Source organism: Caldifermentibacillus hisashii, from assembly GCF_039654145.1.
Lineage (GTDB): Bacteria > Bacillota > Bacilli > Bacillales > Caldibacillaceae > Caldifermentibacillus > Caldifermentibacillus hisashii.
Window position 1 is genome coordinate 1,415,067 of sequence record NZ_CP155467.1, and the last position, 26,633, is coordinate 1,441,699.

25 protein-coding genes and 1 pseudogene are annotated in these 26,633 nt (G+C 36.2%); 22 read left to right on the forward strand and 4 right to left on the reverse strand.

From position 1 onward, the window contains the following. The first annotated feature begins 85 nt into the window (after nucleotides 1-85). The 12 genes from NSQ14_RS06680 to NSQ14_RS06735 all read left to right on the forward strand — a co-directional run bounded on the left by NSQ14_RS06680 (nucleotide 86) and on the right by NSQ14_RS06735 (nucleotide 12,020). On the forward strand, nucleotides 86-1,156 hold the full coding sequence (locus tag NSQ14_RS06680) for a nitronate monooxygenase (RefSeq protein WP_346217015.1): 1,071 nt from the start codon (nucleotides 86-88) through the stop codon (nucleotides 1,154-1,156). Between the two features lie 164 nt (nucleotides 1,157-1,320). Next, nucleotides 1,321-1,767 carry a GNAT family N-acetyltransferase gene (locus tag NSQ14_RS06685; protein ID WP_041846522.1) on the forward strand — a complete coding sequence of 149 codons (447 nt, stop codon included), beginning with the start codon at nucleotides 1,321-1,323 and terminating at the stop codon, nucleotides 1,765-1,767. Between the two features lie 349 nt (nucleotides 1,768-2,116). Next, the gene (locus NSQ14_RS06690) at nucleotides 2,117-3,340 is read left to right on the forward strand and encodes an MFS transporter (RefSeq protein WP_269919893.1); all 1,224 of its coding nucleotides are present in this window, start codon (nucleotides 2,117-2,119) and stop codon (nucleotides 3,338-3,340) included. Between the two features lie 234 nt (nucleotides 3,341-3,574). Further along, nucleotides 3,575-3,811 carry a hypothetical protein gene (locus NSQ14_RS06695; RefSeq protein ID WP_340496945.1) on the forward strand — a complete coding sequence of 79 codons (237 nt, stop codon included), beginning with the start codon at nucleotides 3,575-3,577 and terminating at the stop codon, nucleotides 3,809-3,811. Nucleotides 3,812-4,187: 376 nt separating this feature from the next. Continuing rightward, nucleotides 4,188-4,838: an HAD family hydrolase gene (locus NSQ14_RS06700; protein ID WP_269919894.1), complete on the forward strand. Its 651-nt coding sequence runs from the start codon at nucleotides 4,188-4,190 to the stop codon at nucleotides 4,836-4,838. Between the two features lie 187 nt (nucleotides 4,839-5,025). Then, the gene (locus NSQ14_RS06705; protein ID WP_346217016.1) at nucleotides 5,026-7,113 is read left to right on the forward strand and encodes a BglG family transcription antiterminator; all 2,088 of its coding nucleotides are present in this window, start codon (nucleotides 5,026-5,028) and stop codon (nucleotides 7,111-7,113) included. Between the two features lie 115 nt (nucleotides 7,114-7,228). Then, on the forward strand, nucleotides 7,229-7,852 hold the full coding sequence (locus tag NSQ14_RS06710; protein WP_346217017.1) for a bifunctional 4-hydroxy-2-oxoglutarate aldolase/2-dehydro-3-deoxy-phosphogluconate aldolase: 624 nt from the start codon (nucleotides 7,229-7,231) through the stop codon (nucleotides 7,850-7,852). Nucleotides 7,853-7,880: 28 nt separating this feature from the next. After that, nucleotides 7,881-8,348 carry a PTS sugar transporter subunit IIA gene (locus NSQ14_RS06715; RefSeq protein ID WP_340496954.1) on the forward strand — a complete coding sequence of 156 codons (468 nt, stop codon included), beginning with the start codon at nucleotides 7,881-7,883 and terminating at the stop codon, nucleotides 8,346-8,348. Between the two features lie 35 nt (nucleotides 8,349-8,383). Further along, nucleotides 8,384-8,662 carry a PTS sugar transporter subunit IIB gene (locus NSQ14_RS06720; RefSeq protein ID WP_095141968.1) on the forward strand — a complete coding sequence of 93 codons (279 nt, stop codon included), beginning with the start codon at nucleotides 8,384-8,386 and terminating at the stop codon, nucleotides 8,660-8,662. 159 nt (nucleotides 8,663-8,821) lie between these two features. Next, the gene (locus NSQ14_RS06725) at nucleotides 8,822-10,183 is read left to right on the forward strand and encodes a PTS galactitol transporter subunit IIC (RefSeq protein ID WP_095141967.1); all 1,362 of its coding nucleotides are present in this window, start codon (nucleotides 8,822-8,824) and stop codon (nucleotides 10,181-10,183) included. Nucleotides 10,184-10,437: 254 nt separating this feature from the next. Next, the gene (gene dgoD / locus NSQ14_RS06730; protein ID WP_251245585.1) at nucleotides 10,438-11,583 is read left to right on the forward strand and encodes a galactonate dehydratase; all 1,146 of its coding nucleotides are present in this window, start codon (nucleotides 10,438-10,440) and stop codon (nucleotides 11,581-11,583) included. A 257-nt stretch (nucleotides 11,584-11,840) separates the two neighbouring features. Further along, entirely contained in the window at nucleotides 11,841-12,020 is a 180-nt protein-coding gene (locus tag NSQ14_RS06735; protein WP_034769352.1) for a hypothetical protein, read from the forward strand. A gap of 91 nt (nucleotides 12,021-12,111) precedes the next feature. Here NSQ14_RS06735 and NSQ14_RS06740 read toward each other — a convergent pair whose 3' ends face one another. Both NSQ14_RS06740 and NSQ14_RS06745 read right to left on the reverse strand, forming a co-directional pair. Beyond that, nucleotides 12,112-12,759, reverse strand: coding sequence for an SDR family oxidoreductase (locus NSQ14_RS06740; RefSeq protein ID WP_034769354.1), 648 nt, complete (start codon nucleotides 12,757-12,759; stop codon nucleotides 12,112-12,114). A 415-nt stretch (nucleotides 12,760-13,174) separates the two neighbouring features. Next, nucleotides 13,175-13,483 carry a hypothetical protein gene (locus NSQ14_RS06745; protein ID WP_034769355.1) on the reverse strand — a complete coding sequence of 103 codons (309 nt, stop codon included), beginning with the start codon at nucleotides 13,481-13,483 and terminating at the stop codon, nucleotides 13,175-13,177. A gap of 483 nt (nucleotides 13,484-13,966) precedes the next feature. Between NSQ14_RS06745 and NSQ14_RS06750 the strand changes: the two genes are divergently transcribed. From NSQ14_RS06750 to NSQ14_RS06770, 5 genes are all read left to right on the forward strand, one after another. Further along, on the forward strand, nucleotides 13,967-14,110 hold the full coding sequence (locus NSQ14_RS06750; protein WP_251241896.1) for a hypothetical protein: 144 nt from the start codon (nucleotides 13,967-13,969) through the stop codon (nucleotides 14,108-14,110). A gap of 53 nt (nucleotides 14,111-14,163) precedes the next feature. Next, on the forward strand, nucleotides 14,164-14,955 hold the full coding sequence (locus NSQ14_RS06755; RefSeq protein WP_328185934.1) for a hypothetical protein: 792 nt from the start codon (nucleotides 14,164-14,166) through the stop codon (nucleotides 14,953-14,955). A 402-nt stretch (nucleotides 14,956-15,357) separates the two neighbouring features. Beyond that, nucleotides 15,358-15,678, forward strand: a complete 321-nt coding sequence (locus NSQ14_RS06760) for an HAAS domain-containing protein (protein WP_346217018.1) — start codon at nucleotides 15,358-15,360, stop codon at nucleotides 15,676-15,678. Between the two features lie 67 nt (nucleotides 15,679-15,745). Continuing rightward, nucleotides 15,746-16,366, forward strand: coding sequence for an alpha/beta hydrolase (locus tag NSQ14_RS06765; RefSeq protein WP_346217019.1), 621 nt, complete (start codon nucleotides 15,746-15,748; stop codon nucleotides 16,364-16,366). A gap of 159 nt (nucleotides 16,367-16,525) precedes the next feature. Then, nucleotides 16,526-17,077: a delta-aminolevulinic acid dehydratase gene (locus tag NSQ14_RS06770; RefSeq protein ID WP_227092433.1), complete on the forward strand. Its 552-nt coding sequence runs from the start codon at nucleotides 16,526-16,528 to the stop codon at nucleotides 17,075-17,077. A gap of 219 nt (nucleotides 17,078-17,296) precedes the next feature. Here the strand turns inward: NSQ14_RS06770 and NSQ14_RS06775 are convergent, their stop codons facing one another. Next, the gene (locus NSQ14_RS06775; RefSeq protein ID WP_346217020.1) at nucleotides 17,297-18,316 is read right to left on the reverse strand and encodes a hypothetical protein; all 1,020 of its coding nucleotides are present in this window, start codon (nucleotides 18,314-18,316) and stop codon (nucleotides 17,297-17,299) included. Between the two features lie 235 nt (nucleotides 18,317-18,551). Between NSQ14_RS06775 and NSQ14_RS06780 the strand changes: the two genes are divergently transcribed. The 4 genes and pseudogenes from NSQ14_RS06780 to NSQ14_RS06795 form a co-directional block, all read left to right on the forward strand. Next, nucleotides 18,552-20,012 carry a class I SAM-dependent DNA methyltransferase gene (locus NSQ14_RS06780; RefSeq protein ID WP_346207187.1) on the forward strand — a complete coding sequence of 487 codons (1,461 nt, stop codon included), beginning with the start codon at nucleotides 18,552-18,554 and terminating at the stop codon, nucleotides 20,010-20,012. Nucleotides 20,013-20,016: 4 nt separating this feature from the next. Further along, nucleotides 20,017-20,409, forward strand: coding sequence for a restriction endonuclease subunit S (locus NSQ14_RS06785; protein ID WP_346217021.1), 393 nt, complete (start codon nucleotides 20,017-20,019; stop codon nucleotides 20,407-20,409). Further along, entirely contained in the window at nucleotides 20,403-21,194 is a 792-nt protein-coding gene (locus tag NSQ14_RS06790; RefSeq protein ID WP_346217022.1) for a restriction endonuclease subunit S, read from the forward strand. Before NSQ14_RS06785 ends, NSQ14_RS06790 begins: the two co-directional genes overlap by 7 nt. 25 nt (nucleotides 21,195-21,219) lie before the next feature. Continuing rightward, nucleotides 21,220-21,732, forward strand: a pseudogene (locus NSQ14_RS06795) (DUF4145 domain-containing protein); the annotation flags it as partial. 227 nt (nucleotides 21,733-21,959) lie between these two features. On the opposite strand, the gene NSQ14_RS06800 reads toward NSQ14_RS06795, so the two are convergent. After that, complete coding sequence (locus tag NSQ14_RS06800; protein WP_041845943.1) at nucleotides 21,960-23,414, reverse strand: transposase; 1,455 nt, start codon at nucleotides 23,412-23,414, stop codon at nucleotides 21,960-21,962. A 298-nt stretch (nucleotides 23,415-23,712) separates the two neighbouring features. On the opposite strand from NSQ14_RS06800, the gene NSQ14_RS06805 reads away from it, so the two are divergent. After that, entirely contained in the window at nucleotides 23,713-26,592 is a 2,880-nt protein-coding gene (locus NSQ14_RS06805; RefSeq protein ID WP_346217023.1) for a DEAD/DEAH box helicase family protein, read from the forward strand. The last annotated feature ends 41 nt before the right edge of the window (nucleotides 26,593-26,633 follow it).

Consider the following 26,633-nt stretch of genomic DNA (forward strand, 5'->3'; position numbering starts at 1 on the left):
AATGAAAATAATGAAACAAAGAAACGAATGAACTGTTTCTCTTGGAGAATTTTAGGGGATTATATTTATCCGAGGGGGAAATGACATGTGGAATAAAACAGAAGTAACCAACAAACTATCAATCAAATTTCCGATTATACAAGCAGGAATGGCCGGGGGGATCACGACTCCTGAACTTGTTGCCGCTGTATCAAATGCTGGTGGTCTTGGGATGATCGGGGCGGGTTATATGACTCCGGAAGAATTAGAGTCGAATATTCAAAAAGTAAGGGACTTGACTTCTAAATCCTTTGGTGTCAATCTGTTTGTCCCTGAAAAACCTGATGTCTTACAGGAGGAAATTGAAAGTGCAAATCAGCTGCTGGAACCTATCCGGCAAATGTTAGGAATCGAAAAAAAGAATGATGTTCCGCAAATCGATACCGCTGTTTTTGATGAACAGATTCAAATCGTCTTAAAATATGAAGTACCTGTTTGCAGTTTTACGTTTGGCATTCCTCAGAGAGAAATTATTGATAAATTAAACAATTATGGCATTATCACAATTGGCACAGCCACAACAGTCAAAGAAGCAATAATGAATGAAGCGGCTGGAATGAATATGATTGTGGTCCAAGGTAGTGAAGCCGGGGGGCACAGGGGTAGTTTTGCAGAATCCTTTGACCATTCAATGATCGGAACAATGGCACTTATTCCGCAAGTAGCGGATCAGGTTTCTATTCCTATTATTGCAGCCGGCGGTATCACGGATGGCAGAGGAGTTTTAGCTTCTCTAGTATTGGGAGCGAAAGCAGTTCAAATGGGGACAGCCTTTGTTACCTGTAAAGAAAGTGGAGCAAATGAACTGCATAAAAAAGCAATATTAAACGCTACCGAAGAACAGGCAGTCATCACTGGGGCATTCAGTGGTAAGCCAGCCAGGGGATTGAACAATGCGTTTATCAAAAAAATGAAAGAGCACGAGACTACTTTGCCAGCCTATCCAATTCAAAACATACTTACACAAGATATCCGGTCAGAAGCCGCAAAACAGAAAAATAAAGAGTTTATGGCGCTTTGGTGCGGGCAAAATCCTCGATTAAGCAAAAATTTGCATGCTGCAGAATTAATCGAAATGATAACAAATCAAGTAGAGACCATTATAAATAAATTTTAATTAATAAATGGGTATTATGGAAGCGGGATTGGTATTTATTTGTTATTAATTGAATATTTCGAAAAGTATAGGTATCAACACGATTGATGCCTAAAGTCAAATGAAAAATTACCAGATTATAAGCTTTTACAAACTAGAAAAAATTCAGGAGGAGGAAGATTTTTTTGAAATACCGTAAAGCTGCCATTCAAGATCTTAATCAATTGGTGGAACTGAGAAAAAAACAATTGGTGGATGAAGGGATCGAACCTAATATTGATATCGACACAGAACTGTACGATTTTTTTCAAAGCAAACTTACTGATGGATCACTTATTCAATGGTTAGTAGAAGATCAGAACGAAATAATCGCATGCGGGGCAATTATCTTTTATGATTTTCCTCCATCGTTTACGAATAAAACCGGAAAACAGGGGTATATCACAAATATGTTTACAAGAGAAGATTATCGTGGGCAAGGAATTGCGACAAAATTGTTGAAAATACTTGTTGATGAAGCGAAGGAATTGAGCGTTTCAAAATTATGGCTAGGCGCTTCGAAATTGGGGAAACCTGTGTACAAAAAATTTGGATTCCAGGAAACAAATGAGTGGATGGAGTTAAATATTTAACTTGAGTTTTGCACCTTGCTTGAAAAACCAATAAATCGGCGAAACCCGTTGTCGTCACCATTTTGAGGAGGGGGAAAGGGAAAGCTCTGTTTTGTCGATGAGACTTATTCTCGTCACCATTATTAGGCGGGAAAATCCTATTCTTGACGACGAACCTCTTGTCGACATATTAAGGCGAGAACCTTTCTTTTTTGTCGACGAAACTGCATCTGTCTTTAGCATCCGAAACTCAAGTGTTTAATATGATATGGTAAGATTTCAAAAAACAAATAACAGTATACTTTTCCCTTTAAACCGATCATGCATCCCATCATATATATAAGGTAAACGAATATGGGAGTCGAATTCATTGGAAAAACGAAATGAGAAATTTAGGTGGGTGATTTTTGCCTCGGTTTTGTTTACGTATTTGTTCATGTCGGCCCAACGTACGGCACCGGGTTTAATTACTGAACAATTGATGCTCGATTTTCATGCATCAGCGGCAACGATTGGATTCATAACAAGTATTCAGTTTTTCGTATATACCGGCTTACAAATTCCAATGGGGCTTATGGCAGATCGGTTTGGACCAAATTTTTTTCTTATTGTCGGGGCACTGCTTACAGGAGTCGGGAATATGATTTACAGTTTGGCACCCAATGAAGCAATTTTATTTTTCGCCCGTATTTTAACCGGGATCGGTGATTCAACTATTTGGGTGAACTTAGTTCTTATATTAGGCATTTGGTTTAGTAAAAAAGAATTTACCCGTTTAATTGGTGTAGCAGGAATGACCGGTAGCCTAGGCTTTCTTTTCGCATCGGTCCCTTTTTCAGCGGTAATTGACTTCCTTGGCTGGAGAGGGACATTCCTCTTATCCGGCATCATCTTAAGTGTTTGTGGCATGTTTCTTTATATTATTCTTACCAAAAAACAGCAACAAGCTTTATTTGTGAAAAAGGAAAGTGAACGGGAAAAATTATCGGTAATCCTCCGTAGAATTTTTACGACTCGACAAGCTTGGATGTTATTTTTTTGCCACTTTGGGATTGTTGGCGGGTTCATTGGATTTATTAGTTCCTGGGCAGTGCCCTATGCGATGAATATATATGGAATGTCGCGAATGGATGCAAGTCAACTCATTATGTTAAGTTTTACCGGGGCGTTAATCGGTGCACCTGTCATTGGATGGATATCAAGTCGACTGGAAGAAATTAAAAGGCCGTACATTTTCTTTTATCTCGTCAATTTATGTTGTTGGTCCACATTTCTTTTCTTTGATGGGCGTCCACCGATAGTAATATTAGTTTTTCTTTTTCTAATCATTGGGTTTTGTTTTGGGGCGAACTCTTTAACTTTTGCTGCTGTTCGCCAATCTTTTTCGGTAAAGGAAGCCGGTTTTGTCACAGGCTTTGCGAATACGGGCGGTTTCTTGAGTGCCGTTTTGTTGCCCGGAATATTTGGAGCAATATTGGACCATATTCAATTGACACCTGGAAATAGTAGCACCGGATATTATTACGGACTCTTTACACCGGTTCTTTTTTGCATCATCGGTTTATTTGGTGTATTGTTTTATGAAGGAAAGTAAAGAAATATCGGATATACTTGTCGATGAAAAATAGGGAAGCAGAAAAAACGATCTTGCTTCTTTCTTTTTATATTCATAATTTGAACACCATTTTTAGTTATAATTCAGTAAGTCATAGGTTGTTTCAAAATAATTTAGTTAAATGAACAAAAATGGTGTGGCAATAAAGCATTCATAAATTTACAATAATAAGAAAAAGGATCGCTATCCAAATTCAAAAAAGAGGACTTGATGATGACTAATAATATGTTGAAATCTCAAATTTTAGGTGTTGTTGATAACCAATTGGCTATGAATAATCCAAAGTGTGTAAAGGAAACATTAAATCGATTAAAGAAACTGGGCTATTCAGAAAAAGAGGCAAAAGAAATGATAGCAAGTGTACTACTTGAAGAAATATATGACTTGCTAAAAAACCACACAATATTTAATGAAAAACGCTATAAAGAGAGATTAAATCGGTTGAGATAATAATTTTATCAAATCACTGGAATGTGACAAAAATGCGTTGAAACATGTACAAGCCTACAGAAAAGAGAAAATCCATAATGTTGGACGAATCCCTTTTCTAAATAAACATATAGAGTATATTTCCAAAAAATCAATATATGTGTTTTTCACTCTTTTTTACCTTATTTATTAAAGATGTTTGGTATTATGCGTTAGGTGGAACTTTTATGGAAGAGATATTTGTAAGCATTTCTTGTGAATGATGTAACAAATACCGGTTAATAACACTAAATCACTCAACTTTTTCCACATTCCTATACAAACACTTTTTATCTCCATTTAATGTCAATTTTGCAAAACAAACACCAATCTCAACATATAATAGGAGGCTTTTTAAATGTATAAAGTAGCTATATTTGATTTAGACGGGACACTTGCGGATACTCTTGAATCCATTGCTTATACTTGTAATGCATGCTTAAAACAGGTTGGACTGGCGCCAATTTCAAGTGAGGCGTACAAGGCTTTTACCGGTGACGGAACAGAAGCGTTAGTAAGAAAGGCAACACGTGCAGCAGGTGATATTGAAGGAAAAACCGTTGCCCAAGTACTCAAATTGTATACCGAAATGTTTGCACAAAACTGTACATATAAAGTCAGGCCATATGAGGGGATCCAAGAAACTCTCCAAATATTAAAAGAAAAAGGTTTAAAATTGGCTGTATTAACAAATAAAAAGCAAGAAAGAGCTGTTATGGTTATTGAGCATCTTTTTGGGAAAAATATGTTTGATTTGATTATTGGTCAGAGTGATCGTTTTCCTGTTAAACCGAATCCGACTAGTGCTGAGTGGATTGCCAAACAATTTAGCTGTAAAACCGGTGAATGTATCTTTGTCGGTGATACAGAAATTGATGTACAAACCGGGCAAAATGCTGGAATGCTTACGGTTGGCGTTCTTTGGGGGTTCCGTGATCGGGAAATACTTGAAGCCGCTAATCCCGATCAAACAATCGAAAAACCGGACGAATTAGTAAATCTGTTATAACAGGACGTGTTCATCCTTGCTAAAGAATTTCCTCAAAAAAACCTGTATTCCGTTCGTTCCTTGAAAAAAACTTTCTCCCATGTATTTATAGTAGAAAAGTTTTCCCTCTTGAAGGAAACCTTTTAATCTGTTTCGAGTCAGGCATACGTGATATGATTTATTTGCAAAGGACAGTGGGTGGTTATGAATGGATAAAAGAAAAAGTGAGATTCTTATAAAGCTGGTTGAACATGCTAACAAGGAACAAGGTATTGCTGAGCTGGCAGAATTGCATGGGGTAACTGAGAAGACGATACGTAATGATATAAAAGAAATCAATCGTTTTCTTGAAAGCCATAGCCACGACCAAATTCAACTGCTTGGAAATGGAAATGTATGCTTTTCCGGTAGTCAAAAAGAAATCACAGCACTGTTAGAAAACAACAATTTCTATTCCTACAAGCTGGAAAAAGCTGAAAGGAAACTTGTTATTTCACTTTTACTTGTTCAAGCTAAAGGGTATGTAACCATTGCTTCCCTTGCTGATCGGTTATATGTTAGTCGGGCAACGTTGCTAAATGATTTAAAGGATGTAAAAGCTTATATCCGGGATCATCATTTAAAGGTCACCTCACATCCGAATAAAGGTTTACTTGTAGAAGGAAGCGAACGGGATAAAAGAAAATTAGCGTTTGAAATTTATTCAACTTGTTATCAAGGTAAAGGTCGGCAAAAGACAAATTTTAATCCTTTTGAAAGTTTCGTTTTAAAATTAATCGAAAATGATGAGATCATAAAAATTATTGAAAAAATCATCATTGAAGTTGAATCTCTTCATCATATCAGTTTAACCGACGAGTCATTCGATAAGCTGCTTATTTATTTACTGATAACAGTTAAACGTATACAAAAAGGGTTTTATGTCTCTAACATTCGGATTGAGGGAGAAAATTGGCTTGAAATTTCGAAAAATATTTTCGAGAGGATTTCACAGTATTGTGATGTCGAAATCACTGAAGACGAAGAGAAGCTACTTAGTAATATTTTCAATGGCCTTAACTACTTGAAAAAAAGCAGTGAAGATACCGAAATTGTTAAGCTACAAATCATCACAAGAAAATTTATTGAAGAAGTATCCCAAGCGTTACAAATTGATCTAAATGGGGACTATATGTTTTTTGAAAATCTTGTCAATCATTTGGAGTCCTTTGCAAACAGAGGCAATACAAGTTTTCAAATTGAGGACGTATTTGATGATAAAAGTATTCCGCACGAAGTCTACCAAGCAGTCAACAATAACATTCATATTATCCAAAAAGCATTGGAGAAACAGATTAACGAGTCCGAGCTTTATTATATTGTGGTACATGTTTGCGCCGCAATTGAGAGAAAAAAATATCGTGCATCAAAAGTCAACGTAATGGTCGTTTGTGGCGGCGGTGTCGGTACATCCCAATTAATTGCAGCGAGATTAAATAATCATTTTAACTTTAAATTTGTTGATATTGTCGCCCGCCATGATTTATTACATGCACTTAACAAGTCAAATCAAAAAGTGGATTTAATTATTTCAACCGTTCCTCTTGAAGACATACCTATAGATTATGTGGTGATTAGTCCAAATCTTACCGGAAATGATATTTTACGTATTTATGAAAAGGTTGAGCGGATTAAAAAGGAAAATATCCATATCGATTTAAACGAACATGGTAAAAAAGACCCGCACCAATTAATGGAACAAATCATTCAAGTGACAGATAAGTATGTGAAGGATTACTCAAGCCAGCTGTTAGATGAATTAATGAGTGTGGTCTACGGATTTTTCAAAGAGGAAAGTCAACAACCAAATTTATACCAACTGTTACAACCTGATCATATTCAACTGGATGTGGAATGTGGTACGTATGAAGAGGCCATTCGAAAGTCCGCACAAAAGTTATTGAAAGAGGGGGCTATTGAAGAACGATATGTTCACGCAATGATTCAAAGTGTGAAAAACTACGGTCCCTATATTGTCATTTCTGAAGGTTTCGCTGTTCCTCATGCAGCAACCGATGATGGAAGCAATCGCGTCGGCATGAACCTGATTCGACTCAAAGATCCGGTTGATTTTTTAGGAAAAGCTGTCCAATATGTATGCTGCTTAAGTGTGGTTGATGCGAAGAAACATTTAAATGCCTTTTTCCATCTTGTTAACCTTTTACAAAATCCGGAGTTTCGAATGCGATTGGATAAGGCAACAACCCCAAATAAAATAGCAATGATCATTAAAGACTTTGAACAGAAATTTCTTTAGTGGAAAATGAAAAAATCAACAATGATGAATTCCATTAATTTCAAAAAATAAATTGGATAATCAATGAGAAAAATAGTAACACGGTTGAAAAACGTTCCTTTTTAGGAGGTTAAACATGGATATTCGTAATTTCCCCAAAGTGACCGTTATCTTAAGGGGATACACCTATGAGCAAGTTCGTTCAGTAGTAAAGGTCCTTGCCGAAAGTGAAATCGAAACAGCAGTTGAAATTACACTAAATTCTCCAGATGTATTTAATACAATCGAAAAAATAAGTCAAGCGTTTGGTCATCGAATGATGGTTGGGGCTGGAACGGTTTTGAATTATGAAGGTGCCGTAAAATCAATTGAAGCAGGTGCAAAGTTTTTACTTTCACCGATCATGATGTCAAAAGAAACTTTACAATATTGTAAAGAGTGGCAAATCATCACGGTTCCCAGTGCTTTTACACCTACAGAAATTTATCAATCGTTTCAAGATGGGGCAGATATCGTAAAAATTTTCCCTGCTGCCAGACTTGGGAGCAAATTCATTTCTGATGTTCAAGCTCCATTAGGTAAATTGCCGCTCATGGTAGTAGGTGGCATTAATGGTGATAATGCTGCAGAGTATTTTAAAGCAGGTGCCTCCTATGTTGGGATAGGATCTGGGATTTTTAATAAGGAAGATATTTTAAATCAAAACGAACTAGGTCTAAAAGAGTCCCTTTCACTATTTCAAAAAAAATTATTAAGTTAGGAGGAGAGGTATACTAAATACCGTGAAAATGAGTAATGTATTACATTTTAATGAATCATTAATATTAAAAATAGATGGACAGCCTGAACAAAATGAATTACTTTCAATTTTGGCTAACCAACTTTATGAACAAGGTTATGTAAAAAATACTTATAAAGATGCAATTTTGGAAAGGGAAGCTGCAACACCAACAGGACTTTATACGGAAAATATCAATGTTGCCATTCCCCATACAGATACAAAACATGTGATTGAAGACGCGATTGTCGTAGCGATCTTGGACAATCCTGTAAAGTTTGCTCGAATGGATGATCCTTCTTCAAAAATCGATGTAAGAATTGTCATCATGCTAGCTTTAAGTCAACCTCATGGTCATATTGAAATGCTCCAAAAAGTCATTTCATTTATTCAGAAACAAGATGTTTTGGAAGACATTTTAACACATTCTGAAAACATGGACCGGGTGAAATCGATTATAACACAGTATCTACTTTAATTCATAATTTTTTTAAAATATAGGAGGAAATTGACATGAAAAAAATCTTAGTTGCTTGTGGGAATGGTGTTGCTACTTCGACAGTAGCGGGTATCAAAATTAGGGAAGCTTGTGAAAACGCTGGTATTCCTGTTGAGATTACTCAATGTAAATTAATGGAAGTTGAATCTAAGGCTGATAACTTCGACTTAGTTGTGACTACAGGTGTGTTCGGTGGGAAAGTAAATACGCCTGTTATTAGCGGAATCACTTTCCTAACCGGGGTTGGTGTTGACAAAACCATTCAAGAAATCATTGATAAATTAAATAATTAATCCGTGAATTAATAAAAAAGCTATAAATGAAAATGCTTTAGTAGAATCATTTTAACATAACTACCAATTATTCTCATATGAATAATTGGTAATTAAAGGCATTATTCTTTTTCTAAAGTATGAATATCGGAAAAAATCTAAATAAAAAGGAGTTTGACTATGGATTTCCTTGTAAACTTTTTTAGAACAATCCAAGATGCCGGTGCAGTTGTTATGTTACCAATTATTATTACAATATTTGGTATGATTTTCAGGTTGAGCTTTGCGAAAGCGTTCCGATCAGGTTTAACCGTTGCTATAGGTTTTGCCGGTATTAACTTAGTTATTAACTTATTAAAAGGAAGCCTTGGAAGCGCATCACAAGCGATGGTTAAAAACTGGGGAATTAAGTTAGACATTCTTGATGTAGGCTGGGGTTCAATTGCAGCGGTTACATGGGCTTCTCCAATTATTGCCATACTAATATTTGCAATATTAGCTGTAAACATTCTTCTTTTAGTGTTAAATCGAACGGATACGCTGGACGTTGATATTTGGAACTATCATCATATGGCAATTGTTGGGATCATGGTCTACTTTGTAACACACAACATATGGTTAGCTCTACTATCAACTATTGTTATGGCTGTTATTACATTTAAATTGTCTGACTGGACAGCACCACTTGTTGAGAAGTTTTTCGGCTTACCGGGGGTTTCTCTACCAACCGTGTCAGCTCTATCATCAGTTATTATTGCAGCACCACTGAATGCGATCATTGACCGTATTCCGGGTCTGAATAAAATTGATTTCTCTTTAAAAGATGCGCAAAAATATCTTGGTATTTTTGGTGAACCAATGATGATTGGTTTGTTTCTTGGTGGGATTATCGGTTTCTTGGCAAAATATCCAGTGGCAGATATTATGCGTATTGCAGTTGAAATGGCGGCGGTACTCGTTTTAATTCCAAAAATGATTTCTTTATTCGCAGAAGGATTAATGCCAATTTCTGAAGCAGCACAAAAATTCACTCAAGAGAAATTTAAAGGGAAGAAGCTTTTAATTGGTTTGGATGCAGCAGTTATTGTTGGTAACTCGTCCGTTATTACGACATCCCTTGTTGTTATTCCGTTAACAATTGTTTTGGCAACATTATTACCCGGAAACCGCGTTCTTCCTTTTGCGGACTTAGCTGTTGTTACCTTCCGTATAGCAATGGTCGTAGCGATTGCAAGAGGGAACTTGTTTAGAAGTATTTTAATTGGATTAGTTGTCATGTCAGCCGTTCTTTATGGAGGGACGATTACTTCTCCAGTCTTAACAGAACTTGCAGCTTCTGTCGGTCTGGATGTAGGTGGCGGTGGTCTAATCACCTCATTTGCCGCAACAAGCTTAACAGTCAGCTTCCTAGTCTTTGAAGCATTTATTCATCATCCAATCATTTGGGTGCCGGTCCTACTTATCGTAATCGGAGCTGTTTGGTTCTATATTGAAAAAGTAAAGAAATTCAGAAATTTTGAGGAAAACAAAAACATAGCTTAACTAGGTATATCAGGGTGGCTTTTCCGCTTGCTTAGTCGATACAAAGATTAAGTAAGCGGCACTCAAATATATGTCACTTATCAGTCGTCCTGTACTTATTTAATAGTAGAGGATGGTTCGAATGAGGAATTTTTGCTAAGCTGGTCTATTCGCTAAAAGAACTGATATCCCATATCATCTGATAAAGCGAATCGACAAATACTAGTGCTCAAATCTTACCTCATAGAAAAAAACAATAGATAGGAGTCATCAACATGAAAATTAGCAGTATTCAAGTATATGAAGTAAAACCAAGATGGATTTTTATAAAAATTTCTACTGATGAAGGGATTGAGGGCTGGGGTGAAATGGTATCCGGTACAAAAACCCGTACAGTAGTAGCCGGTGCCTATGAAATGGCTGATAGAATTATTGGACGCAATCCTTTAGAAATTGAAAAAATTTGGCAAGAACTTTATCGGGTATTTTTCAGAGGCGGCCCAATTAACATGACGATTATTTCCGGTATTGAAATGGCGCTCTGGGATATTAAAGGAAAATACTACAATGCACCAATTTATGAGTTACTTGGCGGATCTGCCAGAGATAGAATTAAAGTATATTCGTGGATCGGCGGGGATCGCCCGGCTGATGTAGTAAAAGATGCACAAGATCGTGTGACCCGAGGCTTTGACTCCATTAAAATGAATGCAACTGAAGAATTACACTATATTGATTCTTTTAAAAAAATTGATGCAGTTGTAGAAAGAGTCGCTTCTTTAAGAGATACATTTGGAAACGACTTAAATATCGGTGTCGACTTCCATGGTCGTGTTCATAAACCAATGGCAAAAATTTTGGCAAAAGAATTGGAACCATATCGCCCGATGTTTCTGGAAGAAGTTGTTCTACCTGAGAACGAAGAAGGTTTTGTCGAAGTGGCAAAACATGTATCCACTCCGCTTGCAACCGGTGAGAGATTATATACACGCTGGGGCTTCAAAAATATCCTAAACAGCGGTGTTATTGATATTATTCAACCTGATGTTGCCTTAGCGGGCGGTATTTTAGAAACTAGAAAAATTATTGCGATGGCCGAAGCGTATGATATTGCCGCGGCACCCCATGCACCATATGGCCCAATTGCATTAGCTGCCACTTTACAAATAGATGTTTGCAGCCCGAACGTATTCATTCAAGAACAATCACTGGGAATTCATTACAATAAAGGCTTTGACTTGCTCGACTTTGTAAAGAACAAAGAGATTTTCCAATACAAAGATGGTTATGTTGATATCCCGACAAAACCAGGTTTGGGACTTGAAATTGATGAAGACAAGGTAAAAGAAGTATCTGCTGAAGGTCTTTATTGGACAAATCCTAACTGGAAAAACTACGATGGTACAAAAGCTGAGTGGTAAGCTCATTTAGGCCTAGAAAAATGATAAAAAGAATTTGAGAGAAAACGAATCCAATAAGGGTTCGTTTTCTTTAGCTAATAGGAAAGTATAAATTTTTCAATTTCTACTTTCCTAACGCATAAGTGCAACTACGGCTCTGCCATCGCCTTAAGGCTCGGCAGTCGCCGAGTTTTCTTTATAAGTTCAATTTTTGCTCAAATATTTTTCCGTAAAACTTATCTCAATTCATTATAATGAATCTTAGGAGGTGTTAATGGATGAAGGTAAATTATCCGCTAAAAAGTTCTGCTGCAAATATAAAAGAAATAAAGGAAATCTTAAAACCATTTGGTGGGAGATGTGCCAAAATTGTAGATAGCACACTTGAATATCAAATAAAAGAAGAAAAGCAAGAAGAAGCATATCGTATGTTAAAAGATAAAGGGTATATCGATTAAAATCAGGAACAATGTTCCTGATTTTAATCCAGTATAAGCGAACAATGCAATATTTTCCAAGTTTTTGAGTAGGATGCTCTCTTTTTCACAGCTACAAATTTTTTAAAGCTTCTTCAATCGTTGTATCTCCTGATATAATATCAAATGAACGGCGGAACGTGCTGTCTTCGTTTAAAACAGCGACTACTGTTTTGGCTACATCTTCTCGGGGGATTGCCCCTCTTTGGAGATTTTCCGCAAGCTGTACCTTCCCTGTACCCGGTTCGTTGAGCAATGCACCCGGGCGTACAATTGTATAATTCAACGAACTTGAAACGAGCATTCGGTCTGCATAGTGTTTGGCAACCATATAGGGTTTAATTGGACTGTCTATCCAACTTTCCCGGTTATGCGCTTGGATGGCACTGACCATTACATAACGATTTGCTCCAACTTTTTCTGCCGCTTCCATCGATTTTACCGCACCATCCAAGTCAACAAGCAATGTTTTATCCGGACCTGTTTTACTGCCGGAACCCGCTGAGAAAATAACAGCATCGCAGCCTTCCATTGCCTTTGCAAGATCATCCACATTGCTTTCTAAATTGGCTACGACGGAATCCACCCCTGATTGTTTAAAGGTTTCAGCCTGCTGTTCATTACGCACCATTGCCTTTATTGAATGTTCATTGCTCATCTGCAATAAATTTACGATATGTCTGCCCACTTGACCGTTGGCACCGATTAAAAATACTTTCATTCATATCTCCAACCTTTCAATAGAGTATAGGCACTTATATTATTTCAAAAGTTGATACCCATAATCAATCATGAGGCTTTATTCCGTCAAGCAGCAGCAAAATCCTCACAAGTTTTTAATATTTCACAAAATTAGGGTGGCAAAAAGACTTCCTTTTTATTCCTCATTTAAGCAATAGAGGCAGAAAGATGTATATAATTATTTCACTTGCTTCGTTCTAGGCCGACTGATTCCACTTCTTATTTTCATCCGGTTAGTTATCTACCTAATTTTTTTTGACATTTTTTCTTAGCTAATAGGAAAGTATAAATTTTTGAATTTCTACTTTCCTAACGCATAAGTGCACTGAAAGACTTCGGTAGCATTACCTCGCAAGCGAAAATGTTTTTTCGCTGAACTACGGCTCTGCACTCACCTAAAGGCTCGGCAGTCGCCGAGTTTTCTTTAAAAAACTTAAAGCAATATTCACTACATTTATGATTACAACTGCGATGAATAAATAAAAACTAATTTCGTCTCCTGCATTTCCAGTTTCATCTGCAATCATACCGGATTGAAATAGTGTAATTCCCGATAAGATAATTGCAAATATTGAGAATGTGACAATATAAAAAGTAATTATTAGATTATGTACTGATTTTTTCTTTATAATAACTGTAAGCATTATTATAATGGAAAATAAGAGAATAACATAAAAGATTGGTCTTAAATGTTCAATAACCATAAAATTCCCCCCCTGGGACATTTTATATAATTATACGATATAAAATGAATGTTTGCATTTGTTTTTATCTTTCTATCTAGTACAAAAAATTAATAGAGATATAAAACTATCCTCACCATTTCATAGATGGTTTTAAATATGACAACCTAAAAAGTTTATATGAAGTAGTGGCGAAATTTTCATTCAATGTAGATAATACACATGAGATCTAGTATAATATAGAAAGATTTCCATTGATTAGTAGATATCTTAAAGAAATAAGTAGGTAAATTGGAATATCATGTAAAAATCAAAAATGCTTTTATGTACCTCAAACAACTGGTAGGAAGAGAAATCGTCCCTGAAGATTAAGACAATAAAAATAGTACAAAGGTGCTTAAAAATAACAAAAAATTCCCTAATAATAGCCCAAATCTGTAACGTTAAATTTAGAAAGAATATGAAATGCAAAGAGATTTTCAAATTATCCTAAGGAGGATACCGGTGCCAAATGTGTATAATGACATAAAACAAACATATTATGCAGAAATTCAAGAAAAGAAGATTAGTTCTTATGGGGCATATGCGAAAAGGGGAAAAGGAGTCAAACATGGAATAGGAAAATCTATTTTGCCAGTGACTTATTAAGAGGGAAAGAAAAAAAGAAATATAAAAAATCAGGAAAGGTAAAGGTGTACAATATGTTTACAAGTTTAATGACCTACGAAGATTTAAAAACTCATCCGAAAGAACGACAAACGGAAATTCTAACGAAATGGAGGGAGACCTATTCAGAGAGTGAAATCATAGAATCATTAGGTGTTGAAGAAGAGGTATACCATCAATTGTTGGCAGACTTAGGACTTGAGAAAAAGGAAATGAAGAAGAAACGGACATTTCCAAACTCAAGACCGGACGCTGACCCAAAACAAGTAATTCCATTTAATGATTTAAAAAAGCTTCCAAAAAAAGATCAATGGTTTCTTATATCCGAATATACAGAAAAGTGGAATGCTCAATCGCTTGCAAAAATTTGGGGGAAACGAGATTCTGCCGTTCATAATTTTAAACACAATCTGAAAAAATTAGCCCTCAAAAACGGGTGGATAGATGAATATAAGAAAGATAAAGCACAAGGGAATATACAAGTTCTTACTCCGGCTGTTGAGGAATCCAAACAAGAACAAGTTGGAAATGCAGGGGATGAACGTGTTGAACAACTGATGAGTGAGTTTAAGGAAATGAAGACGTTGATTAATACACTTTTATCTTCAAATAACCAAGTTGCCGTTGCAGAAACAGAAAAGATATCTGAACCGGATGTATCAGGAAATGGGGAAAATAATGATAAGCCGGAATCCTTTACGATGAATTATGAAAACGAAACAGAAGGATTTGTTATCTTTCAAGACTTAAAACGGTTCATCGCAGTTTTGGAAAAAAATCCGGATCGATTTAAAGTTGAAGTGAAGTTAACAAGAATTGAAGAATAATTTTTCCTTATTATGGTTCAAAATTTAAAAACTTTTAAAAAGAAGGGAGTATAGAGAAATTAAACGAATAGCCGGGATTTAGAAAAACAGGCACTAAAAAATTGCCCTTGAGTATAAAAATGGATATAAACGGTTGGTTTTTACTGCAAAAGTCAGATGATTTTATCTATTAAATTTATATAAAACTACTAGTTAGCACCCAAGATGTTTAAAAGACATACACTAAAAGTACAATATTTTTTATATGGTTATTTCTTTATTTAGTGTAAATCTTTCAAAAAACTTTTTTGGGTGCTAATCATTTGAGAGTGCTTTGGCAATCTTGAGGAATTTTCAGAGGCAAGTATTGAATGATCCTCTAAAATTTAAATTTATACAGATTATATAAATGGGGGAATATTTATGGGAAAAATTAATTATTTTGCTTTGATTGGGGTCATCTTGTTTAATCTTGTCCTATTTCTAGGAATTGCCACAGCATTAGTTGCAGTATGGTTTTCTTTTTGGACTATTGTTGTTTCGTTTGTGTCAGCTCCAATTATTTTGCTGGGAGTAAACTTAATGGGCATACAAAAATTTGATATGATTCAAACAATCCTTAGTTGTCTTCTTTTTGTCATTGGAATTGGGTTAGCACCACTAGCCATTAAAGCTACTCAATATTTGCGTTTCTTTTTTACTAAATATATGGAATATAACAAAAAGGTAATTTATACTAAATAACAAACGTTTATTTCCCGGTTTCCATTTAGGAGGGTTCGCTGATATGAAATTGATTTTTCTTCACTGATTGGGTCAGTCTACTGAGGACTGGCGAGATGTTATAGATGAGCTCCCAACAGCTAATACCTTACCCATTTCATTATTTTCAGGTATTTCTAATACAGATTCAGTTAATTTAAATATCCTAAACAAAAATGTTTCTGCTGTTTTAGATGATTTGAATGAACCCTACATTCTTTGTGGATTATCTCTAGGCAGTGTTCTAGTCCTACAACAAGCAATTCGTAAAAAACCACTATTAAAAGGAATAATCGTTTCAGCTGCACAGTTTGAGTCTCCTAATAAAATTCTTTTAACAATTCAAGATTTGATTTTCCGATTAATGCCAGAAAGAAGTTATCGAAATATGAATATTACAAAAAGACAAATCATTGAATTAGTTCATTCATTAAGATATCTGAAATTGAAAGATGAACTTAGTAAGGTTACGATCCCCTCATTGATTATATGTGGTTCAAAAGATCGGATAAATCTTTCAGCCTCAAAACAACTATCAAAAATAATGAATCAATCAAGCTTAAAAATTATTCCTAATGGGGGTCATGAATTAAATCGTGAACAACCGGGAGAATATGCAAAAGCAATCAATGAGTTTTTAGTTAATAGGAAGTTTCCGGTAAAGATGTGAATTTACTTATTACGGGAAAGTTTCATTATAAAGTTTTGGAATCGCTTTAACTTTGGCAAGTAATATCAAGTATTGAGAGATAATGAGTAGTCAAGTGCTCACTGTCTAGTAGTGAAGAAAATTATAAAAGTAGATAAAATGAAAAAAGGAGTTAGGTTAATGAGTAGACCGGAGTTATATATTACATTAGTTGTTGGACCCAATTGTGATATGGAAGCATTCGCTATCCGTTCAACGCTTGAATATTTTGGGGCAAGGGTTACAGTACATTGGATTGGGAGACCAAATGATTTAGTAGATGTTTTATCCGGTAAAGAGTTGGACCAGAGGTGTGATTATTTAATTTTGGCATTCCATGGTTATGAAGGGAGACTGTGTATGCCTGAACTGGGTGAAGATGTTTATGAGCCTGATGAACCTAGAGGAAAGTTTTTTACTTATCTTGATGTAAAACGACATTCAAATTTAAAAAATATAAAAGTGATTGCAACTGGTTGTACGTTAGGGGAAGAAAAATTAGCAAAAGCATTTCTTAAATGTGGCTGTCATTCTTACATAGCACCAATCGATTATATTGATGGTAATTCAGCATTAATGTTTGTAATTAGATTAATGTACGAGATGATTAACAACAAAAAGCATCAGCAAGAAGCATTTGAAATTGCAAAGTCCATTGATGGAGAGACCTCCGTATATCAACTTTTTGAGTAATAAAAGATTCATATTCGATTTAGTCCCTAGTTAAGTAATGATTGTTCATTTGTTGAAGTGGGAAGGAGCGGGTTATTTCTGTCAAGTTATTTGCAGGGATAGACTGCCTTTGACTATATGCAAGTTTTATTACGGATAGGCAGTCTAGGAAGTTTTTTTAACCGATACGTAAGCAATTCTTAATATGAGGAGATAACCCGAGTTCTTGGCTAAAATCATTCACGAATTTTTTCCTATTTCTTTCACTTCATCAAGGCTTAGCTTCACCATTTTTGCCACTTTTTCAACTGAAAAACCTTCCCGCAACAACTCAGCTGCTAAATTCCTTTTTTCTTCCATTTTCCCTTTTTCGATTCCTTCTTGGATTCCTTTTTCAATTCCCATTTCCAATCCTTTTTCAATTCCTTTTTCAAATCCTTCTTCCCTCACAGTTTTAAAATATTCAGCAAGTGTAGGTGCTTCTTTAATTTTTTCAGAATACAGCATATGTTTTGCCTCCTTTTCAATGTTAATCGATAAGTCTTTCGTTAATTGTTTTGTCAGCTCATGAGGAAGATACAGTAAATAGTCAATGAAGTAGAAAAGAGCTTCCGCATAAATAGATTTAAGATTTGTGTTGGTTAAGATAAAGTCTTTTAATAATTTTTTCTTTACTTCATATCGTTTGTGATAGTTCTTCTCCGTTTGAAGTAGGTAAATGCCTGCCAATACTGCAATGGCGAAAGGGTTCGTAGATTTTTTCAAAGAAGGAATATCCTCTTCATTAAACTTATAAGTATTGAAGCGATACATAAGCTCAGTGCCGTAAAAGGAATATTGGAACGGCTGCGGATTGTTTGATTTAGACAAATCGGTCAAAATGGCAATGGAATAAATATTTTCTTGGAAGCGATCAAACAAACGATAAAAATAAGTAAACATTCGTTTAGAAAAATCTGGATCCTTTTTTCCTTGAATTTCAATGTGAATAAACACATACTTTTCTTCCCCGTTTTTCAAGGAAACCTTTACAATTTTGTCTGCGATTTTCTTCCCTTTTTTATGCTTGATGATGACTTTGTGCAGTTCCTGTTCGAGAAAGACAATTCCTTTTCCAAAATCAATGGCCTCATACAAATCCGGTGCAAAGAATAAAATAAATTCCTCAAACAGTTCACTGATAATTTTCTTCCAAAGTGCGTCATAATCAGTTCCGGGTGAATAGATCACCCTTTTCTCCAGAACAAGTACTTCTCCCATTATTTTACCCCATCCTTTGATAAATTTGAATTATTAATTATATTATACACAATAAGAACGTTTGTTTCCATAAAAATTTTTCGACATTGAAAAAATGAAGACGTCAATTAATTTTGCCGGGCTAGAAAAATTTTTAAAAAATGATATCAATGAAGTGGAACATGATAAAAAATTTTATTGAAAAATGGTACAATAGAATCAAAATTGAACTTTGATAGGGATTTTGGAGGTAGTAATGATTACAGGTGAATTGAAAAATAAAGTTGATAAATTATGGGAAACGTTCTGGACGGGCGGCATTACAAATCCGTTAACCGTCATCGAACAATTTACCTATCTTTTATTTATAAAAGGCTTAGACGAAACAGAAACGACAAAAGAAAAGGAAGCGGAAGTTCTCGGGATTCCTTTTGAGGGAATTTTTCCCGAAGATAAACAGCATTTGCGCTGGCATCGTTTCAAACAGCTTGGTTCACCGGAAGAAATGTATCGGGTTGTATCGGATGAGGTGTTTCCTTTTATTAAAAGCCTACATGGCAAAGAGGATTCAGCTTATTCCAAGTATATGAGTGATGCGATGTTTTTAATTCCAACGGCGAATATGCTGGCAAAAATTGTCGACGGAATTGATAATTTACCCTTGAAAGACCGTGATGTACAAGGAGATTTATACGAGTATCTTCTTTCAAAAATCGCCACAGCCGGCACAAACGGACAATTCCGGACACCAAGACACATTATAAAAATGATGGTGGAACTAATGAAACCAACGCCGGAAGACATCATCATCGACCCGGCCATGGGTTCGGCCGGATTTTTAGTGGCAGCCAGTGAATATTTACGTAAACATCATAATGACTTATTTCTTGTCCAAGGCTTAAAAGAACATTTTCACAATAAGATGTTTTACGGCAATGATATGGATCGGACGATGCTTCGGATTGGTGCGATGAACATGATGCTTCATGGGGTTGACAATCCGAACATTGACTATCGGGATTCACTTTCCGAGATTAATAAAGATAAAGAAAAATATACAATGGTTTTGGCAAATCCGCCATTTAAAGGGTCATTGGATTATGATGCGGTTTCGAATGACTTGTTGAAAATCGCCAAAACAAAGAAAACGGAATTATTATTCTTATCCTTATTTATTCGGATCTTAAAACCGGGTGGTCGGGCAGCGGTTATTGTCCCGGATGGTGTGTTGTTCGGTAGTTCGAATGCACATAAACAAATTCGGAAAGAGATTATTGATAATCATAAACTGGAAGCCATTATTTCCATGCCAAGCGGGGTCTTTAAACCGTATGCAGGTGTATCTACAGCTGTTATGATTTTTACAAAGACCGGTGCAGGTGGGACGGATAATGTTTGGTTCTATGATATGAAAGCAGACGGATTTTCATTGGACGACAAACGCACCCCGATTGAAGACAACGACATACCGGATATCATTGCAAGGTTCAATAATCTTGAAGCGGAAAAAGAACGTAAACGGACCGAACAATCCTTCTTCGTACCGGTAGATGAGTTGCGGGAAAACGACTACGACCTGTCGATTAATAAATATAAAGAAATCGAGTATGAAGAAGTGGAGTATGAAGCTCCGGGAGTTATTCTTAAAAAAATAGAAGAATATGAACAGGAAATTATACTGGGAATAAAAGAATTAAAAGAACTAATTAGGAGTTAGTTAGATGAAAAAGATAAAGTTAAAAGAAATATTTGAGATAAAAAAAGGTAAGAAAGTTGAACCAGTTGATGAATCTTGTCCTAATAAAGTAAGGTATATCCAGATTGAAGATTTGAGGGATGACAGAAGTGTAAAATATTGCTTTCCCGATGATAATTACGTATATGCTAACAGTGAAAGTATAATTATTGCTTGGGATGGGGCAAATGCTGGAACGGTTTCTTACGGTTTAGAAGGAGCTATAGGAAGTACATTGGCAGTTTTGGAAGCAAAAACCAAAAATATTTATATACCTTTTGTAGGGAAATTTTTGCAATCTAAATTCCAATATTTAAGAGATACTTGTACGGGTGCTACTATCCACATATATCAAGAAAGGCACTTGAAAATTTGTTAATTCCTATGCCTTCTTTTGAAGAACAGGTGTTTATTTCAAAAATATTAGATAAAGCACAGTCATTGGTAGAAAGACGCAAAGCCCAAATCGAATCATTAGACCAATTAACACAAAGTGTATTTTTGGAGATGTTTGGGGATCCAATTACAAATCCAAAAGGTTGGAAATTAGCTATTTGTAAAGATGTTACTACCAAGATTGGTTCAGGAGCAACTCCAAAAGGTGGAAATGCAAGTTATAAGCAACAAGGTATTAGTTTGATTAGAAGCATGAATGTTTACAATAATAAATTTAATTACATTGATTTAGCTTTTATAGATGAAGAACAAGCAGAAAAGCTAAAAAATGTTACTGTTAGTAAAGATGACATATTACTTAATATTACTGGTGCTTCAGTGGCAAGAAGTTGTATTGTTCCTGACGATGTTTTACCTGCTAGAGTCAATCAGCATGTATCTATAATTAGAGTAATCAAACATTTGATTAATCCTATTTTTCTAAGCTATATGTTTACAAATAAAATCTATCAAAATTATTTATTAAAAATATCTACAAGTGGAGGGGCAACAAGAGAAGCAATAACAAAAAAACAAATAGAAAATTTTCCGATTATTACACCCCCTCTAGGTTTACAGGAACAATTTGCGAACAAAGTAAGTCAAATAGAAAAACAGAAATGGTTAATGCAGGAAAGCATTGGAGAACTTGAAAATCTATTTAGTTCGTTAATGCAAAAAGCATTCAAAGGTGAATCATTTACCGAAAAAAAGTTTCTAGGTTTCTAGCCTTTAATTAAAGGGAGGTGTATACGTGTCAAACTTTAGCTTTCTAAAAAACAAAAAACAGTATCGAAATTTTACCAATGCTTGTTTTGAGGCAGAGAAAGGGTTAGTTGTTAGCCCGGCTGTCAGTGCGATTCAGTCCCGGCGTGCGTTGGAGCTAGCGGTAAAGTGGGTGTATAGTTTTGACAGTGCGGTAAAAGTGCCATACCAAGATAATCTTTCTAGTCTCATTCACGATCCGAATTTTTTAGGCATTATTGATGAAGACTTATTGCCGCTCATGAAGTATGTCGTAAAGCTCGGCAATCAAGCAGTCCATACGAATGCGCCGGTTACCCGGGATGAAGCGGTTTTGTCGCTTCATCATCTGTTCCAATTTATTGCCTGGATTGACTATTGCTACTCCGATGAATTTACGGCCGGTGAATTTGATGAATCCTTGCTCCCGGTTGGAGAAGAGAAACCGGTACGCCCAAAAGAATTACAAGATTTATATGAACAATTAAGTGCTAAAGACCGAAAACTGGAAGAAATTATTAAGAGCCTCTGCCAAAATAAAAAATATACCCTTGAGCGAGGCTCTGGAAAATTAATTATCTCGTTTTTTGCCTTTTCTTCCAGATTTTTAAATTTAATAAAAATAAAATGGCTATTTTTCTCCAAAAAAGGGCATACGTATCCTGCCTTCACAAAATGGGTTTTTTTCACTGCCCTTTGTGGAAAGGAGACGCTGCATTTGACTTATTCACATATCCACCTGTGAATAACTTAATTCAGTCGATGGCGTGTCCATCCACAATTGGCCTTTCCTGTCTGATGATACGCCATATTTGCCATGATATGCATAGATATCATGCAACGATCCACATGCGCTTCAACTGCCTGTTTTCCACGCTTGTGAACACGACGGAGACTATATCCGTCTTTTAGAATGCCAAAGATTCGTTCGATGATCGTTCTGGCACTATATAACACTTTAAATTTCCGCCCATGTTGGGGCAACTCGACGTCTACTTGAGGCGCTTGATCAAAGTCCAGCCGAAATACTCTTCCTTGTGCTGCCCCATTACAACATTCCACGTGATTCGACAGCGGGCAGGTGAGTCCTTCTTGCCTAGCATTTGGATGAAATACAGGACAAGTGTAAATATATTGCCCCTTTTCCCGATCAGATCCTCTAAGGTCCATTTTATGTTCACTGATACAGATGGGGGTGCCGTACCGATTGATTTTTTCAATTCCCCGGGCGGAAGTTGGTTTATCTTTACGGTTCCGTGGGTTGATGGGTGCCACCAATTTCGCCTGTAATACGTCCTTTGTCACTTTTTGATTTTCCGGCGTTTGGTAGATTCCATCTGCCAAGATAAAGTCCAACTGCTCAGCCATCTCGGGGTGCTCCGCCTTAAACGTCTCCAATGTCGTTTCTAATGTTTTCCCATCAGGTGTATTTCCTTTGAATACTTCCCGCGTCAAAGGCAAGCCGGATTTCACCCCGCATACCATTGATAATTTATGCGCAATATAGGAGACTGCATTGCTTTTACGCATCACCCCTGCGTTATCATCTGTAAGGATTCTGGGGCAATCGCAATCACCTTTGCAAGAACACGTCTTCCTTGTTTTATTCAACGTTGCTTCTGCCTCTATATGTGATGTATCCACGGCGACTGCTTTCTCAAAAGTTTCAACCACGCCTTCCCTTTTATTATATTCAACCACCAATAGCCGGGCTTTTTCCCAAAGATCATTTGTTGTCATGATTTGATCAAAGCGAGCAAAGGAACGGTAGCTCGGAATTTTCTCCGTAAATCCACACATGGCGGCAAATAGCGGGTTTGATTTCACTTGTAAATAGACACTTTCAACCATCACTTCAATATATTGTAAAGAGGCCAGTTCAAAAGCACGAAAAAAGGGCATGAAAGGATGCGGTTTTCTCCCGGCAGGAGAGGAATGAAATAAGGAAGACGTAGACTTATCTTCTTCCTCCGGTATTGAAAATAGTGCTGGTTGTATTTCATTAAAATGATCATGTGCTCTTTCCTTTTTTAGGTGCAAATATAAAAAGGTGTAGTAATCTCGTTCAACCGGTTTAAAAATCTCCCATGGAAAACACATGGCCGGAATGACAAAGGGTATATCGGCATAGTCTTGCCAATTGTGGGGAATCAAATTTTGTTGTATTGATAAATCTCTGGTTTGTGTTAGAATAGAAGTAGTCATGAAATCACTCCTTGGATACTGGATATTGGGTAGTACTTATATCTTACCAAAGGAGTGACTTTCATGGCACTTTTTTTTCAAAAATAATTATGTTTTTCCATTTTACAATATTTACCAGGGGAATGAGTAGCCTAATCTATTAAAACTCGTCTAAAACCGACTGAAATGGAAAAATTCAGATATTGATAATAAGCGAATTTATCCACTGAAATTAAAACTCACCATTTTTTCTTTTATACTTGTCATAATATTCGTGCAAATACCTTTTTCTATAGTGGAATAAATCCACGATCTTTAATTGTCTGACTGCCTACTGCTTCAGGAGATACAGCATTTTGGCAAAGGCTCTAAAGAAAATGAACATCTTCGTAAAAGAGTAACGGAAAAACGGGAACGCAATACAGAAGACTATCATTTCCAAGTGGATGAGTTAGATGAATTTGGAACAAGGCTGAAATATATTGATTTAGACTTGAAATTAGCAGGTTGGGAGTTTCATAAAGATATCGTTCGCGAATATCCGGTTGTTGGCATGCCAAACAATGAAGGGAAGGGTTTTGTCGACTATGTATTATTTGGTGATAATGGAAAACCGCTTGCTGTCGTGGAGGCAAAAAGAACCTCAAAAGATCCGAAAATAGGCCGGCAACAAGCAAAATTGTATGCGGATTGTATTGAAAAAATGTCCGGTACTCGCCCTGTGATTTTTTACACAAATGGCTTTGAAACGTATATTTGGCATGATCCTTATCCGCCAAGGAAAGTATCCGGTTTCTACAATAAAGAAGAACTAAGCCTGTTAATGGAACGGCGCCAAATGAAACATCCACTAACAAATATCGAAATTAATGACAACATCAGTAATCGTTACTATCAAAAAGAGGCGATTTTAGCGGTTTGTGACGCATTAAGCCGAAACCAAAGAAAAGCGCTCCTTGTAATGGCGACAGGAAGCGGAAAAACAAGAACAGCCATATCCATTGTCGATGTCCTGACACGCCGTAATTGGGTAAAAAATATCCTGTTTTTGGCAGACCGAAAAACATTACTGAATCAGGCATACAGAAGTTTTAACAACTTACTCCCGAGTTTAACCTTATGCAATCTACTTGATAACAAGGATAACCCGGAAGAAAGCCGGATGGTCTTCTCAACTTATCCGACAATGATGAATGCAATTGACGATGCAAAAAGAAAAGACGGGAAAAAATTGTTTACAGTCGGTCATTTTGATCTGATTATTATTGACGAGTCGCACCGTAGCATTTATAAAAAATATCGCAGTATTTTCGATTACTTTGACGGGATTTTACTCGGTTTAACGGCAACCCCGAAAGATGAAATTGATAAAAATACGTATGAAGTATTTGGAATGGAAAATGGGGTTCCGACATTCGCTTATGAATTGGATCAAGCTGTGAAAGACGGCTATTTAGTTGATTATCGAACCATTGAAACAAAGACTAAGTTTTTGGAAGAGGGCATTCATTATGATGATTTGTCCGAAGAAGAAAAGGAAAAATATGAAGAAACCTTTGATGATGGCGATTTCAGAGAAGATATAGACAGTTCTGCTTTAAATGAATGGCTGTTTAACGACCATACGATCGATATGGTTCTGCAAGACTTGACGGAAAAAGGTATCAAGGTAGAAGGCGGCGACAAGTTAGGTAAAACAATTATTTTTGCGAAGAACCATATCCATGCTGAAAGAATTGTCAAACGATTTGATGCATTATTTCCTGAATATAAAGGGGATTTTGCCAGAGTCATCGATTATAGTGTTAAATATGTTCAAACATTAATAGACGATTTTTCAGAAAGAAACAAGCTACCGCAAATTGCTGTTTCCGTCGATATGCTTGATACCGGAGTGGACATTCCGGAAGTTGTAAATCTCGTATTTTTTAAAAAGGTTCGGTCAAAATCAAAGTTTTGGCAAATGATTGGACGCGGTACTCGACTTTGTCCGGATTTACTCGGAATTGGCCAGGACAAAACCCATTTCCTTATCTTTGATTATTGCGGGAACTTCGAGTTTTTTCGGGAAAATCCAAAGGGAATGGACACGCAAATCGGGAAGAGCCTGACAGAAAAACTATTTAATGCCAAAGTGGATATCATTCGTGAATTGCAAGGAATCGATTATCAAACAGAAGAATATATCAATCATCGTAAGGAATTAGTCAAAGAAGTAACAAGAGATGTCCTTGCTCTGGATAGTGAAAATTTCCGTGTCCGCCAGCACCTTCAATTTGTGGAGAAATTTAAAAACAAGGAAAATTGGGTGACGTTATCTGTTGTTGATACGAATGAAGTTAAAGAGCATATTTCACCAATTATTGTTCCAATTCAAGAGGATGAATTTGCAAAACGGTTCGATTTATTGATGTATACGATTGAATTGGCGAAATTGCAAACGAAAAACGCAACGAAACCGATTCGAAGTGTGATTCAAACAGCGGAGGCTCTTTCCCAACTTGGTACGATTCCACAAGTGATGGAACAAAAGCATATTATCGAAAAAGTGTTAACGGAGGAATTCTGGGAAAGTGCTGATATATTTGAATTGGATGAAGTCCGGGAAGCACTAAGAGACTTAATTAAGTTTATTGAAAGAGACAAACAAAAAATTTATTATACAAACTTCCAAGATGAAGTGATTGAAGTTAAAGAAAATGGTCCAATGTTCCATGTTAATGACCTGCAAAGTTACCGAAAGAAAGTAGAACATTATCTAATCCAACATAAGGACCAAATGGCGATTTACAAGTTGAACCATAATAAACCGCTAACAAGTCAAGATGTAAAAATCCTGGAAGATATTCTTTGGAAAGAACTTGGAACACGGGAGGATTATGAAAAGGATTATGGTGATACACCGATTACTAAACTTGTTCGGCAAATTGTCGGCTTAGATCCGCAAGCAGCCAATGCCGCATTTTCAGAATTTCTATCCGAAGAGCGGTTAAATCTGAACCAAATTCGTTTTGTTAAACATATTGTTGATTATGTCATTAAAAACGGAACACTTGATAAGAATGTATTGCGGCAAGAACCGTTCAGATCTGTCGGCAGTATTGTTGAATTGTTCAAGGATAATATGGATGATGCAAGAAAAATTATTGGGATTATTGATGAGATAAATCGAAATGCCGAAGAAATTACCGGGGCATAAGGGGACAGGTGAGCCGATGGTTATAAGAAAGCGACGATGAA

What these genes read in the sequence shown, in the direction of transcription:
- NSQ14_RS06680 (WP_346217015.1), top strand. Translation starts at nt 86, where the DNA reads ATGTGGAATAAAACAGAAGTAACCAACAAACTATCAATCAAATTTCCG.
- NSQ14_RS06740 (WP_034769354.1), bottom strand. Translation starts at nt 12,759, where the DNA reads ATGAAAGTATTTTTAATCGGTGCCAACGGTCAAGTGGGCAGACATATC.
- NSQ14_RS06745 (WP_034769355.1), bottom strand. Translation starts at nt 13,483, where the DNA reads ATGGTTATTGAACATTTAAGACCAATCTTTTATGTTATTCTCTTATTT.
- NSQ14_RS06755 (WP_328185934.1), top strand. Translation starts at nt 14,164, where the DNA reads ATGTTTACAAGTTTAATGACCTACGAAGATTTAAAAACTCATCCGAAA.
- NSQ14_RS06695 (WP_340496945.1), top strand. Translation starts at nt 3,575, where the DNA reads ATGACTAATAATATGTTGAAATCTCAAATTTTAGGTGTTGTTGATAAC.
- NSQ14_RS06720 (WP_095141968.1), top strand. Translation starts at nt 8,384, where the DNA reads ATGAAAAAAATCTTAGTTGCTTGTGGGAATGGTGTTGCTACTTCGACA.
- NSQ14_RS06710 (WP_346217017.1), top strand. Translation starts at nt 7,229, where the DNA reads ATGGATATTCGTAATTTCCCCAAAGTGACCGTTATCTTAAGGGGATAC.
- NSQ14_RS06780 (WP_346207187.1), top strand. Translation starts at nt 18,552, where the DNA reads ATGATTACAGGTGAATTGAAAAATAAAGTTGATAAATTATGGGAAACG.
- NSQ14_RS06735 (WP_034769352.1), top strand. Translation starts at nt 11,841, where the DNA reads ATGAAGGTAAATTATCCGCTAAAAAGTTCTGCTGCAAATATAAAAGAA.
- NSQ14_RS06775 (WP_346217020.1), bottom strand. Translation starts at nt 18,316, where the DNA reads ATGGGAGAAGTACTTGTTCTGGAGAAAAGGGTGATCTATTCACCCGGA.
- NSQ14_RS06715 (WP_340496954.1), top strand. Translation starts at nt 7,881, where the DNA reads ATGAGTAATGTATTACATTTTAATGAATCATTAATATTAAAAATAGAT.
- NSQ14_RS06760 (WP_346217018.1), top strand. Translation starts at nt 15,358, where the DNA reads ATGGGAAAAATTAATTATTTTGCTTTGATTGGGGTCATCTTGTTTAAT.
- NSQ14_RS06725 (WP_095141967.1), top strand. Translation starts at nt 8,822, where the DNA reads ATGGATTTCCTTGTAAACTTTTTTAGAACAATCCAAGATGCCGGTGCA.
- NSQ14_RS06800 (WP_041845943.1), bottom strand. Translation starts at nt 23,414, where the DNA reads ATGACTACTTCTATTCTAACACAAACCAGAGATTTATCAATACAACAA.
- dgoD (WP_251245585.1), top strand. Translation starts at nt 10,438, where the DNA reads ATGAAAATTAGCAGTATTCAAGTATATGAAGTAAAACCAAGATGGATT.
- NSQ14_RS06770 (WP_227092433.1), top strand. Translation starts at nt 16,526, where the DNA reads ATGAGTAGACCGGAGTTATATATTACATTAGTTGTTGGACCCAATTGT.
- NSQ14_RS06700 (WP_269919894.1), top strand. Translation starts at nt 4,188, where the DNA reads ATGTATAAAGTAGCTATATTTGATTTAGACGGGACACTTGCGGATACT.
- NSQ14_RS06705 (WP_346217016.1), top strand. Translation starts at nt 5,026, where the DNA reads ATGGATAAAAGAAAAAGTGAGATTCTTATAAAGCTGGTTGAACATGCT.
- NSQ14_RS06785 (WP_346217021.1), top strand. Translation starts at nt 20,017, where the DNA reads ATGAAAAAGATAAAGTTAAAAGAAATATTTGAGATAAAAAAAGGTAAG.